General features: G+C 69.9%; 11 protein-coding genes and 1 tRNA gene. 6 read left to right on the top strand and 6 right to left on the bottom strand.

The features are described from left to right. Positions 1–26 precede the first annotated feature (26 nt). The 3 genes from EV380_RS00385 (at position 27) to EV380_RS00375 (ending at position 2,903) form a co-directional block, all read left to right on the top strand. On the top strand, positions 27–2,153 hold the full coding sequence (locus EV380_RS00385) for a prolyl oligopeptidase family serine peptidase (RefSeq protein ID WP_130448565.1): 2,127 nt from the start codon (positions 27–29) through the stop codon (positions 2,151–2,153). A 95-nt stretch (positions 2,154–2,248) separates the two neighbouring features. Then, a tRNA-Ser gene (locus tag EV380_RS00380) sits at positions 2,249–2,340 on the top strand. A gap of 86 nt (positions 2,341–2,426) precedes the next feature. Next, a complete protein-coding gene (locus EV380_RS00375) occupies positions 2,427–2,903 on the top strand; it encodes a GNAT family N-acetyltransferase (RefSeq protein WP_242607448.1) in 477 nt (158 codons plus the stop codon). Positions 2,904–2,925: 22 nt separating this feature from the next. Here the strand turns inward: EV380_RS00375 and EV380_RS00370 are convergent, their stop codons facing one another. From EV380_RS00370 to EV380_RS00355, 4 genes are all read right to left on the bottom strand, one after another. Further along, entirely contained in the window at positions 2,926–4,155 is a 1,230-nt protein-coding gene (locus EV380_RS00370) for an MFS transporter (RefSeq protein WP_207219262.1), read from the bottom strand. A gap of 23 nt (positions 4,156–4,178) precedes the next feature. Next, the gene (locus EV380_RS00365) at positions 4,179–5,822 is read right to left on the bottom strand and encodes an amidohydrolase (RefSeq protein ID WP_130448563.1); all 1,644 of its coding nucleotides are present in this window, start codon (positions 5,820–5,822) and stop codon (positions 4,179–4,181) included. Between the two features lie 165 nt (positions 5,823–5,987). Next, complete coding sequence (locus EV380_RS00360; RefSeq protein ID WP_130448561.1) at positions 5,988–6,893, bottom strand: hypothetical protein; 906 nt, start codon at positions 6,891–6,893, stop codon at positions 5,988–5,990. Between the two features lie 41 nt (positions 6,894–6,934). Then, a complete protein-coding gene (locus tag EV380_RS00355) occupies positions 6,935–9,067 on the bottom strand; it encodes a RecQ family ATP-dependent DNA helicase (protein WP_130448559.1) in 2,133 nt (710 codons plus the stop codon). 168 nt (positions 9,068–9,235) lie between these two features. On the opposite strand from EV380_RS00355, the gene EV380_RS16510 reads away from it, so the two are divergent. The 3 genes from EV380_RS16510 (at position 9,236) to EV380_RS00345 (ending at position 11,430) form a co-directional block, all read left to right on the top strand. Beyond that, a complete protein-coding gene (locus tag EV380_RS16510) occupies positions 9,236–9,412 on the top strand; it encodes a hypothetical protein (RefSeq protein ID WP_165391857.1) in 177 nt (58 codons plus the stop codon). 138 nt (positions 9,413–9,550) lie between these two features. Beyond that, positions 9,551–10,954, top strand: coding sequence for a phosphomannomutase/phosphoglucomutase (locus EV380_RS00350; RefSeq protein WP_130452033.1), 1,404 nt, complete (start codon positions 9,551–9,553; stop codon positions 10,952–10,954). After that, the gene (locus EV380_RS00345) at positions 10,951–11,430 is read left to right on the top strand and encodes a hypothetical protein (protein WP_102160426.1); all 480 of its coding nucleotides are present in this window, start codon (positions 10,951–10,953) and stop codon (positions 11,428–11,430) included. Before EV380_RS00350 ends, EV380_RS00345 begins: the two co-directional genes overlap by 4 nt. A gap of 91 nt (positions 11,431–11,521) precedes the next feature. On the opposite strand, the gene EV380_RS00340 is transcribed toward EV380_RS00345, so the two are convergent. Together EV380_RS00340 and EV380_RS00335 are read right to left on the bottom strand one after the other, a co-directional pair. Next, entirely contained in the window at positions 11,522–12,328 is an 807-nt protein-coding gene (locus EV380_RS00340) for an alpha/beta fold hydrolase (protein WP_165391856.1), read from the bottom strand. Then, the gene (locus EV380_RS00335; protein ID WP_102160327.1) at positions 12,325–12,852 is read right to left on the bottom strand and encodes a PadR family transcriptional regulator; all 528 of its coding nucleotides are present in this window, start codon (positions 12,850–12,852) and stop codon (positions 12,325–12,327) included. The genes EV380_RS00340 and EV380_RS00335 overlap by 4 nt, the downstream gene beginning before the upstream one ends. Positions 12,853–12,970 lie beyond the last annotated feature (118 nt).

The following is a 12,970-nucleotide window of genomic DNA, read 5'->3' as shown; positions in this document are numbered from 1 at the left end:
CGCCAGCCGAACCCTAGACTGAGCGGATGACCGAGACGACGCACCAGACGGACCCGTACACGTGGCTCGAGGACATCCATTCACCCGAGGCGCTGGACTGGGTGCGCGAGCGCAACAGCGCCACCGAGGCCTGGCTCCACACCCCCGCCTTCGAGGCTCTGGAGGCTTCCCTGCTCGAGGCGCTCGACGCAGAGGACCGGATCCCGGGCGTCGTCAAGCGCGGGGAGTTCTACTACAACTTCTGGCGTGACGCTGAGAACCCCAAGGGCCTCTGGCGGCGCACGAGCTGGGACTCGTACCTGCGCGACGACCCCGACTGGGAGATCCTGCTCGACGTCGACGCCCTCGCCGCCGCGGAGGGAACCGACTGGATGTACGCGGGCGTGACGATGCTGCGACCCGCGCCCGGGCAGGAGTACCGGCGGGCGCTGGTCAAGCTCTCCCCCGACGGCGGCGACGCCGTGCGGATCCGCGAGTACGACGTCGTCGACCGCGCCTTCGTGGCCCCGGCCGTCGGAGGGTTCGACGTCCCGGTGGCGAAGAGCAGCCTGTCGTGGGCGGGGCCGGACGCCATCTACCTCGCCACCGACTTCGGGCCGGACGCCGACGGGCAGCCGACCGTTACGAAGTCCTCGTATGCGCGCACCGTCCGCCGCCTCGAACGGGGTGTGGACCCCGCGGACGCGCCGGAGGTCTTCTCGGTATCCGCCGACCACGTGATGGCCGTCGTCAGCCGGGACTCCACGCCGGGCTTCGAGCGCTCCTTCGCGTTCGACATGATCGACTTCCATCACTCCCGCGCCCACGTCGAGGTGGACGGCGAGTGGCGGCTCATCGACGTCCCGACCGACGTCGACGTCGACGTGCACCGCCAGTGGGTCCTCTTCAGCCCGCGCACGGACTGGGACGCGGCCGGCACCCTGGTCCCCGCCGGCTCCCTGGCCGTCGCCGAGCTCGACGCCTACCTCGCCGGGGAGCACGCGGTACGGGTGGTCTTCACTCCCGACGAGCGCACGTCGCTGCAGTCGTACGCGTTCACCCGCGACTACCTCGTGCTGATGGTGCTGCGCGACGTCGTCTCCGCCGTCCTCGTCGCCTCCCCCGCCGGCGACTGGGAGCTCACCGAGCTCGACGCGGGCGGCTCGCTCGAGACGGTGGCAGTCGGAGTGGTCGACGACGAGGACGAGCATGCCGGCAACGACCTCTGGTTCACGCGCACCGGGTTCACCACCCCGTCGACCCTGATGCGCGGCACGCTGGGCGTCGGCGGCGGCGCCCCCGCCCTGTCCGGCCTCACCGCGGTGAAGCGGGCGGTCGAGCGGTTCGAGGCGGACGGGCTGAGCGTCGAGCAGCACTTCGCCACGAGCGACGACGGCACCGCCGTCCCGTACTTCCAAGTCGGCCCGGCGGACCTTGCGCTTGACGGCGCCAACCCGACCCTCATGAACGGCTACGGGGGCTTCCAGATCAGCCTGACGCCGTCGTACTCCGCGGCCGTGGGCCGCGCCTGGTTGACCCGCCGGAACGACGACGGTCGCACGGGTGTGTACGTGGTCGCCAACATCCGCGGCGGCGGCGAGTACGGTCCGCGCTGGCACCAGGCCGCGCTGAAGGCGAACCGGCACCGCGCCTACGAGGACTTCGCGGCGATAGCGCGGGACCTCGTGAGCCGCGGCGTCACGAGCCCGGAACACCTGGCGGCCTCGGGCGGCAGCAACGGCGGGCTGCTCATGGGCAACATGATGACCGGCTATCCGGAGCTGTTCGGGGCGATCTCGTGCGGCGTGCCGCTGCTAGACATGCGCCGCTACACGCAGCTCTCCGCGGGGCACTCGTGGATCGCGGAATACGGCGACCCGGATGTGCCCGAGGAGTGGGATTTCGTGCGGACGTTCTCGCCCCTGCACCGGCTCGACGAGATGGATGCGGAGGCCGTGTTCCCGGCATCGCTGATCTGGACGGCGACGAGCGACGACCGGGTCGGGCCGGTCCAGGCCCGGAAGATGTACGCGAAGATGTCCGACCGCGGGGCGGCGAACGTCTGGTACCACGAGGACCTCGAGGGTGGCCACGCCGGCGCCACCGACAACCGGCAGACCGCCCGCAAACAGGCCACCAGCTACGAATTCCTGTGGCGTCACGTCGCCGGCTGACCAGCTCGGCGACGTCGGCACGGCTCCGGGAGAGCCCCGTTTTGATCGGACCGGGCGGATTCGCTAGTCTTGTCTAGCTGGCTTGCCAGCGGTCTGGACACGTGCCGGAGCGGCCGAACGGACTTCACTGCTAATGAAGGGTCGGGGTTAAACTCGACCGGGGGTTCAAATCCCCCCGTGTCCGCCAAAAACCCCCTCGTCAGAGGGGGTTTTTTGTTGCCACCCGGCGTTGGATCGCAGCGCTGGGCCACGGGATCGTGGAAGACTCTCCCCATGGCGAATCGGCTCGGGAAATTCGTGATCCGCCGTGCGCGCGCCGAGGACCTCGATGCGCTGCACGCGATGCAGGACGCCGCGGGTCACCCGCGCTGGGGCGGCGATGCCCTGCAATCGAGTGGTCATCGCGTCGTCCAGGTCGCCCTCCTCGGCGGGGCCCTCGTGGGCGCGGGCAAGACGCACCTGCACCGCGAGCCCGACGGCCCGGCGCCTGCGGGGCACTACCTGGGCGGCGTCGTCGTGCACCCGCGCTTCCGGCGGCAGGGCGTGGGGGCCGGACTGACGCTGGCCCGCCTGGACTGGATCTGGGAGCGCGCCGAGTCCGCGTACTACTTCACGAACGAGCGGAACACCGCATCCCTGCGCATGCACTCGCGGCTCGGCTTCGCCGAAATCGCCCGCCGGCCGTCCTTTCACGGGGTGCCCGCGGACGATCCGCTCTCGCAGCTCGTGCTGTTCCGCGCCGCGCGCTGACGGCACGGCCTTCGAGGTCGGGTCACGGCGCCCGGTGGCCGCCCGCGGACGTGGCGTCGGCAGCCTCCGGTGCGTCGTCGTCCCCGCCGCGACCGCGTCGAGGGTGGGCCCACAGCACGAGCGCGCCCGAGAGGACGACGCCGAGGACCGAGACCGCGATCATCGCCCCGAAACCGCCGGTGCCCTCGATGAGCGCGCCGCCCAGCAGGGGACCGAGCGCGAAGCCGGAACCGATCATGAGGTTGCTCGTGTTCATGACGTGGCCGCCGCCACCGCCGACATCGGCGAGCGTCGAGAGCAGGTACGGCAGGATGAAGGTCCACGCGAACTTGAAGACCACGGCCGCGAGGGCGAAGCGCAACAGCCCGGGGCCGCCGGCCAGCAAGGCGACGGAGATCCCCATCGCCGCGTATCCGCCCGCGAGGTAGGCCCACCGATGTGGAGTATCGCCGCGGATCGAGGCGAACAGGGCGGAGGCGATGCCCGCCACTGTGGCGAGGGCGAGCACCAGGCTGGTCGGATCCTCCCCGACCCCGGCCGCAGTGGCGACCTGGGCCATGAACGTCCAGGTGCCGGAGAGCGCCACGTAGAACGCGAAGAGCGCGGCGAGCGCCAGCACGAACCCGACGCGTGACGCGTGACGCCCCTTGGCGGCGACGACCGTTGGTGCCGAGGCGGCGCGGCGGAGGAAGTCCCCGTCGAGCAGCCGGGCCGCCGGCAGGCAGCACAACACGAGGACGGCCAGCGTCCAGTACACGGCGGCGACGCCGACTCCCGCGAACAGCACGGGGAACACGGCGAGGATCAGCGCGCCCATGGCCAGCTGGGCGACGACGAACACCCCGAACGCCCGGCTCGGATTGCCGACCCGCGAGCATCGGCTCAGCAGGATCACCGTGATGGAGCCGGCCGCGAGCGCCGTGAAGAAGCGGGCCGCCAGCAGGGCCGGATAGGCGTCGACCATTCCGGAGACCGCGTTGCCGACGGCGACCGCGAGCGTGCATCCGATCGTCACGTGTTTGAGGTTGGCCCGGCGCAGCCAGAGATAGGCGGGCACGGTCGCGAGACTGAACGCGCCGAGTTCGAGTGAGAAAACCAGCCCGACCTGCGTCGGCGTGAGGTCGAATTCGGCGATGAGCTTACCGGCGATGACGGGCGCGATGAGCAGGACGGAATAGAGGACGGCGGAGTAGGCGCCGACGAACACGAGCGGACGCAGGTCGCCGCTGGTGCGGAGCGATGAGACGGTCATGGTCTTCCTTGCGCTGGGTGAGTTCACTTGGCGTAGACGGTTTCGCCGGCGAACCACGTCTGGGACGCGCCGAAGCGCGGCAGCTGATCAATGTGGACGTCGTAGGGGCTCTCGTCGAGGACGACGAAGTCGGCGGAGAGCCCGGGGGTGAGCCTTCCGGTCACATCGTCGAGGCCCATGGCCCGCACGCACGACGTGGTGTAGGCGGCGATCGCCTGTGAGAAGCCGATGCCCTGCTCGGGCCACAGCGTCCCGGGGAAACGTCCGGTCGGGTCCTGCCGGGTGACGAGCCCGTAGATCGCCTCCCAGGGGTTGGGGCTCTCGGCGACGGGCCAGTCCGATCCGCCGGCCAGGAGCGCGCCGGCATCGAGCAGGTCGCGGTTGGGCTGCATGCGGGTCGCCCGATCGGCCGGCAGCACCGTCGCGATGGCCTCGGCGATCACCCCCGGGAACCAGAGTGCGGGCGAGAGGTCCGCCTCGACCCCGAGCTGCGCGAAGCGGCCGATGTCGTCCGGGTGCACGAACTGGCCGTGGGCCACATGGTACCGAGGCCGGTCGAAACCACGCTCACGCACCTTCTCGACGGCGTCGAGCACGAGCCGGACGGAGGCGTCGCCCGTGCAGTGGACCTTGGCCGAGATGCCGCGCTCGGCCGTGGAGAGCAACCACTTTTCGAGTTCGGCCGGGTTCATCGTGGTGTGCCCGCGGTGGTCGCACCCGTGCAGGTCGTCGGGCAGGTAGGGCTCGAGGAAGGCGCCACTGCGCGTCGGCGGGACGCCGTCGAGGAAGATCTTGATGAAGTCGGGCCGGTGGTGCTGAGAGCGGTAGGCCTCGCGCCGCTCGATGATGCCCTCGCCGAGCGGCTCGACGCCAAAGATGAAGTCGTTCGCTAGCATCGACGTCACGACCCAGGCCTTCAGCCGACCGTCGTCGTCAAGGTGCTTGAGGCCCTCGAGGAGTTGCAGCGAGGCGCCAGCGTCCTGGAAGGCGGTGATGCCGTGGGAGTGCAGAATCTCGATGCCGCGCTCCGAGGCGCGGGCCGTCCGCTCGACCGAGGCCTGCCCAGCCGCCGACCGGGCCGTCTCGACCGCGAGTCCACCGGCTTCGATGAGGACGCCGGTGGCGCGCCCCCATTGGTCTCGGAGGATCTGTCCGCCGTCCGGGTCGGGCGTTGCGTCGGTGATGCCGGCAGCAGCGAGCGCGGCGCTGTTGACCCAGCGGTTGTGTTTGCTGTCGTCGCGCAGCATCGTGGGTCGGCCGCCCGTGGCTTCGTCCAGTCGTGCGCGCGCTTCAGTGGTATTGATCGCATCGAGCAGCCCGCTGCCCCAGTTCCCGCCGACGACCCATTCGTCCGGGCCCAGCTGCGCCGCGTGGGCGGCAAGCCGGTCGAGGAACTCGTCCAGGGCTGCCGCCGGGCTGATCTGGAGCTCGAAGAGGTCGGCCTGACCGGCCAGCAGGTGGTGGGTGTGAACGTCGGCGAATCCGGGCATCACGTAGCGGCCGTCCAGATCGACGATCCGCGTGTCGGGTCCTAGCTGCGCGCCCAGATCGTCGCCGAGCGCCGCGATGCGGGAGCCGCTGATCGCCATCTGGGCACTGGTCGCTCCGCCGGATCCGTCTGGATCGATGCGGGCGTTGGTGATGAGCACTTCAGCTGGGCCGTTCATGCGTGGTCCTCCCCGGTCTGCGGACACCGTTTTTCACGGCTGGGAGTCACACTATGATCTGCGCCACGTCCATAGATTGGCACGCGGCGCACGGCACTTGCCGCTACGTGCCGGTTTCAGAAAGTCATGCCCAGCGTGGCGGGAGTTTTCGCCCCGTTCCGGGGCTCAGCGCCCGTCCTTGAAGGAGGAGAGCACCTGGCGGACGGCGGCCTCCGAGAGTCCAGTGGAATCGGAGACGATCCGGCCGGCTTCCTCGAGGCGCCCTTCGGCGAGGTGTTTGAGGAGCGCAGCCCGCTGCTCCTCGGGCAGGTTCGCCGAGTTGAACGAGATGCGCCCGTCGGGCCCCTCTCCCTCGAACCCGAAGTCCGAAGCCCCTCCCTCCGGGATACCGCGGACCGCGTCGGGGGCGGACTCGAGCAGGGGCTCGATCTTCTCGCGGGTGAGCCCGGAGAAGTTGGCCAGCAGGTCGGCCGCACCAGCGTAGTTGCCGTCACGCATGAGTGACTGGAACTGGTCGGCTTCCGCCGGGGGGAGGTCTGCGGTGCTGAATTCGCGCGTCTGGCCGTCGACTTGCTCGGTGATCTTGTAGGTCGCGATCCTGCGTCCGGATCCACGGCCGAATTCCTGGGTCCAGTCGTCGGGGACCACGAAACCGTCGGGCAGTGAGCCGGTCCCCTCGAGCGACTGTTCGTCCCCCGCGTCCGCCGCATCCGGCGTCGGCCCCTCGGTCTCGCGGGCGGCCTCCGGCTCGGCCTTGCGCTGGAGACCGTTGCCTGCGACCTGGGGGTGTGTCTCGAGGCTGCGGACCGCGACGATGCACTCCTTGAAGCTGCGCGTCCCGGTAGCGTTGCGGTACTCCTGCACGGCGGCGAGGAAGTTTCCGGCGGCCAGGTTCCGGTACACCGCACGGTGCTGCTCTTCAGTCAGTCGCCCGGCGGCGGCTCGGGCCGACTCGGGCGTCACGGCGGCGGCCACCTGGTGTGCGTTGCGCCTCCGGAGGTTGGTGATCCACCAGTAGCCGAGCGTCAGGACCAGGATCGGCAGAAGGACCCAGAGCAGCGTTTCGAGCATGGGGCAAGTCTAGTCCTCGACACTGAGAGCCAGGTCCCCCGCTACGCGTTCAGCGCAAGCGCGAACGGCAGCACGCCGTCGGCCCCAGCGCGGCGGAGGGTGCGTGCCGCCTCGGTCATCGTCCAACGGCTGTCCGCGAGGTCGTCCACGACGAGCAACGGGCCGGGTGCCGCCACGATGTTGGAGGCCATGTCGGCGGGGACGGCGAACTGTTCCCACACGTCGGCAAGGCGGAAGGCGCTGCTGCCGCCCGGGCCGTTCCTCGGGCCTTCCTGCGCGTAGACGAGCTCACCCCCGTAGGGCAGCCTGCCGACGCGCGCGAGGCCTTGGGCGAGCGAGCGCACGAGCTCGGGCCGACGGCGAGAGGGCAGATTGACCACGGCGACGGGTCGGGACTCCCAGCCCCACTGGGACAGCACCTGCACGCACGCGCCGAGCATGTCCTCGGCGATGGGCGCGTCTGCTCCCTGGCCCTCGAAGATCTCGCGCAATCGCGACCCCCAGCCGAGGTCGGTCAGGCGGGCCAGTGCGCGGCCGGAGCTCATCTGCTCCTCGGGTTTGATCTTTCCTTTGACGGGAACACCCAACCGGTCCATGCCGGAGGGCCACATGGCGCGCGGCTCGAGTTCCACGCCGACTCGACCCAACGCGGTCTGCGCCCCCTGCTGGGCGGTTTCCTCGATGCCCGTCGGATACCAGACGCCCGCGCAGTTGTCGCAGCGGCCGCACGCCGCCGCGGCCGGGTCGTCCAGGGAGCGGGAGAGGAACTCCATGCGGCAGCCGTCGGTGTGCTCGTAGTCGAGCATTGCGTTCTGTTCGGCGACACGCGCCGCGGCGACCCTCGTGTAGCGCTCCGCGTCGTAGGCCCAGGGCACGCCGGTCGACGACCATCCGCCCTGGACCCGCTCGACCGCTCCGTCGACCGCGAGTACCTTGAGCAGCAGCTCGAGGGGGCTCCGGCGGAGGTTGACGCTCGCTTCCAGCTGCGGGGCGGACATCGTGCCGTTCTGCCCGAGGGCCGCCAGCACGGCCTCAGCGCGCTCCTGATCCGGCATCGACGACGTCGCAAAATACTGCCAGATCGCCCGGTCCTCGGGTCCGGGCAGCAGCAGGACGTCCGCGTTGTCGGTGCCGCGGCCGGCGCGGCCGACCTGCTGGTAGTAGGCCACCGGGGAGCTCGGGGCGCCCACGTGGACGACGAATCCCAGGTCCGGTTTGTCGAAGCCCATGCCGAGCGCGCTGGTCGCGATCAGGGCCTTGACTCGGTTGCCTTTGAGCGCCTCTTCGGCCTCGGCCCGCTCCTGCGCATCAGTGCGACCCGTGTACGCGCGGACGTCGTGTCCAGCCTCGCGCAGGGCGCGGGCGATGTCCTCGGCGGCGGAGACGGTCAGGGTGTAGACGATTCCGCTGCCCGGCAGCTTTCCCAGGTTGGAAAGCAACCAGGCCAACTGAGCCCGAGGACCCGAAAGCCTCAGAACACCCAGACGCAGCGACTTGCGCGCGAGCGGCCCGCGCAACGAGAAGACTTCGCCGCTGCCGGCGGCCAACTGCTCCTCGACGTCGTGCACCACGCGCTCGTTGGCCGTAGCCGTCGTCGCGAGCACGGGAACGGACGTCGGCAGCTCGCGGATCAGGTCCTTGATCCGCCGGTAGTCGGGCCGGAAATCGTGCCCCCAGTCGGAGATGCAGTGTGCCTCGTCGATCACGAGCAGACCCATCCGCCGCACGAGGTCCGGCAGCTGCTCAGCCCGGAATCGCGGGTTGTTCAATCTTTCGGGGGACACGAGCAGGACGTCGACGTCGTCGGCCTCGAGGCGCCCCCTGATCTCGCCCCACTCCACCGCGTTCGCGGAGTTGATTGCGGCGGCGCGTACGCCGGCCCGCTCGGCGGCCGAGACCTGGTCGCGCATGAGGGCCAGCAGGGGGCTGACGATGAGCGTCGGCCCGGCTCCGCGAGCACGGAGCAGAAGGCTGGCGACGAAATAGACGGCCGACTTACCCCAACCGGTGCGCTGTACCACGAGCGCCCGCCGGCCGCCCTCGACGAGCGCCTCAATCGCCTCGAACTGCCCGTCGTGGAAATCGACGTCGGGCCGTCCCACCAGGCGCCGGAGGACGTCCGTCGCGTCACGTCGCAGTTCGATTTCGGGCCTTGCTTTCGTGTTCTCCACCATGCCCGCCAGTATGTCAGGCGGCAACCGCACGTTGCGGCCGTCACGTACCGATTGTGGACAACTTGCGCCTTGCTGAAAGGCACGCAGTGCACTATCATTCATACTAAGCGTTCGGGAGGATTTCCGGCGCCGACCGAGTACAAATATCGAGCATCCGAAGAATGAGGGATGATGGGGATCGAAAACTGGGCCATCTCGGCGATCATGCTGCTGCTGATCGCCGTTGCGGCGGGAGTTCTGTACTACACGGCGATGCGGTCGCGACGTGCGCCGGACCTGGAACGAACGGGTGATTCCATCTGGGATACGAGCGAGTCCGAGCCCGCCCGATCGAGTCTCTTCTAGGCGTCACCGGACCCGTTAAGTCAAGTTTACAAGGATTAACCAAACTGGGCCCGGCCAATCGAGTCTCCGCCCCACCCGTCCCCCACGCGACGCTGGTCTGGCGCTAGGCTCTAAGACGTGAAAACCAACGTAGATTTGATGGACGCCTTCAAGGCGTATGACGTTCGCGGTCTGGTCGGCGAATCGCTGACCGCAGAGTCGGCCGAGGCCGTCGGAGCCGCGTTCGTGGACGTACTCGGGCTGTCCGGGCAGACCGTACTGGTCGGTCGGGACATGCGGCCGTCGTCGCCGGAGTTCGCCGACGCGTTCGCCCGCGGCGCCGCGGCCCGCGGCGGCCGCGTCGAGCTGCTCGGCCTCATCTCGACCGACGAGCTCTACTTCGCATGCGGCGTCCGGGACGCGGCCGGCGTCGTGTTCACCGCGAGCCACAATCCGGCGCAGTACAACGGCATGAAGATGGCCAAGGCCGGGGCCGTGCCGGTCTCCGCCGATACTGGGCTCTACGACATCCGCGACACCGCGATGCAGTACCTCGCTTCCGGCCTGCCCGACGCGGTGGAGCGGGGATCTGTCTCCGAGGTGGACGTCCTGGCGGACTACGCCGCGTACCTGCGCTCGCTCGTGGATCTCTCGGGGATCCGCCCGCTGAAGGTCGTGGTCGACGCCGGCAACGGCATGGGCGGGCTGACGACCCCGGCCGTGCTGGGCGACACCCTGCTGCCCGGGCTGCCGCTCGAGATCGTGCCGATGTACTTCGAACTCGACGGCACCTTCCCGAATCATCCGGCGAACCCGCTCGAGCCGGAGAACCTGCGGGACCTGCAGGCCGGCGTGCTGGAGCACGGAGCCGACCTCGGTCTCGCGTTCGACGGCGACGCCGACCGCTGTTTCGTCATCGACGAGCGCGGGGCGCCGGTGACGCCGTCGGCGATCACCGCGCTGGTCGCCCGCCGCGAGATCGCCCGCGCCCAGGCCACCGGCGAAGCGACTCCGGTGGTCATCCACAACCTCATCACCTCGCGCGCCGTCCCGGAGCTTGTCGAGGCCGAGGGCGGCCGCGCCGTCGTGACCCGCGTGGGCCACTCGTTCATCAAGGCCGTCATGGCAGCTGAACAGGCGGTCTTCGGCGGCGAGCACTCCGCGCACTACTACTTCCGCGACTTCTTCAACGCCGACACCGGGATGCTCGCGGCGATGCACGTGCTCGCCGCGCTCGGCGAACAGCAGAAGCCGCTCTCCGAGCTCGCGGCGGAGTTCAACCCGTACTTCGCTTCGGGCGAGATCAACTCCGAGGTCGCGGACAAGGCCGGCGCGACGGCCGCCGTCGTCCAGCACTTCACGGGCAACGGGGACCGTTTCGGCAAGGTGAGTCTCGACACGATGGACGGGACCACGATCGCCGCCGAGGACGGCTCGTGGTGGTTCAACCTGCGCCCGTCGAACACCGAGCCGTTCCTGCGCTATAACGGCGAGGCCGCCGGACATGACACCATGGAATCGATCAGAAACACCGTGCTCGACATCGTCAGGAGTCAACCATGAGCGAAAACCGCATCGCCGAGATCGGCGCCGCTGCCCACGACGAACTGAACCGCCTGCTCGGCACCTCGCTGGGCATCGCGCGCGAGCAGCTCGAGGCGCACGGCGTCTTCCTGCCGTTCGCCGTCGGTCTCACCGCGGCGGAGGACGACGAGGGCGAGATGCGCCTGCTCGCCGTCCAGCCGGCCGAGGACGCCGAGGACCCGGAGGCGGACATCGACGCCGACGCCATGATGGACGATCTGGTCAGCCTGCTCTCCGAGCAGAAGGACGACTTCCGTGCCGTCGCGATGATCTCCGACGTGACGCTGCTCGAGAACGGGTCTGACGCGATCCACGCCGCCGCCGAGCACAACCTGGGCGGGGCCGTCGCCGTCATCCAGGCCTACACCGCACCGTCACCGGAGGAGGCGGAGCCCGTCTGGGCCTTCGCCGAGCCGGCCACCGAGGCCAGCGAACTGAAGGTCTGGGCCTCCTAGCCTCCCACGACGTCGTCGGCCGGGTGCGAGCACTGCTCGCACCCGGCCGACGTGTTTCCGGCTCTGCCGCAGCTCCCCCGGACCGCGCCGCCTACGCGGGGTCGTCCAGCCGGGGGTGCGCCTCGTGCCGTTCGGCCCAGCGGCGCACGGCCGCATTGAACAGCAGCGGCTCCTCCAGATTCCAAGCGTGGTGCATCCCCGGCGCGATGCGCACCTGCGCGTGCTCGAAGCGACCGTCCAGCGAATCGAGGCCCTTGCGGATGTGCGGCGGCTCCTTGGCACCGGCGGCCAGCAGCACGGGGCCCTCGAACTCGTCGAGCCCATCGGGCAGGGCGACCGTGGCCAGGTCCTGGGCGACGGCGCGAGCGGTCGCCGTGGCGACGTCGTCGTTCTCCGCGGCTTCGAGGACGCCGAAGGCGCCGGCCTGCATCTTGGCGAACCACTCGCCGCCCCAGATCCGCAGCCGCGCGGCGGCACCGGTGCGCGCGGGCGCGGCCGGGGCAACCGTGGGCATCCCGGAGAGGAACGCGCTGTCGATGAGCTCGGGGTGGCGTGACAGGACGTGCAGCCCGACCAGCCCGCCGAGCCCGAGCCCGACGAGGTGGACCCGCCCGGCCTCGACGCGATCGGCGATGAACGCCGCGACGTCGTCTGCCGCGCTGTCGAACCCGTTCCAGTCCTCGTCCCGGCGGGTGCCGTAGCCGGGCAGGTGCGGGGTCAGCACCCGGTAGTCGCCGAAGGCCTCGACCTGGCGGTGCCACGACCAGTTCCCGGTCATGCCGTTGTGCAGGAAGACGAGGGTCTGCGTCCGCTCCCCATCCGGGCGGGGACGCCGCGAGGCGTGCACCTCCGGGTAGTCCGCGTGCTCACCCTCGACGCGGTCGGATTTCTCGCTCACGGCATGCTCCTCTCGACGCTGCGCAGCCATTTGAGCTCGGCCTCGGTCCGGCTGACCTCGCGCTCCAGCGTGGCCGCCATCAAGAAGGCTCGGCGGTCGAAGCCCGAGACGTCGCCGAGGCCAGCCCGCTGCGCGCGGTAGTCCTCGAGACGGTCCGTCACTTCGGAGCGGCGGGCGCGCAGGATCCGGAAGACGTCCTCCCGCTCGAGCTCGCCGGAGAAGAAGAGTCTGGCCAGGAACGGCTCGCGGACCGGTTCGGGGTCGAGCCCGGTCTGCAGCCACGCGGCGAGTTCGGCGCGGCCGGCCTCCGTGATGTGGTGCTCCTGACGGTCGGGATAGTTCTCCTGCGCGACGACCCGCACGACGGCGAGACCGTCGTCGACCAGCTTGTTCAGCGTCCGATAGATCTGGGCCTTGTCGGCGTTCCAGAAATGATTGATGCTGGAGTCGAAGTGCTTCTTGAGGTCGTACCCGGTCATGGGCGCCAGGGTCAGTAGACCGAGGATCAGCCGCGCGAGAATCATGGCCCCATTCTGCCACCAACTAGGTGATTCGTCGCCTAGCCACGCTGCCCTGCTCCGACGGGGCCTCCGGACGCACGAGGGCCCCGGACCGCTGGTCCGGGGCCCTCTTTCCAGAGCG

Source organism: Zhihengliuella halotolerans, assembly GCF_004217565.1.
In the GTDB taxonomy this organism is placed as follows: Bacteria; Actinomycetota; Actinomycetes; order Actinomycetales; family Micrococcaceae; genus Zhihengliuella; species Zhihengliuella halotolerans.
Note: the sequence above shows the minus strand (reverse complement) of the source record. Positions and strands in the feature narration are given on the sequence as shown.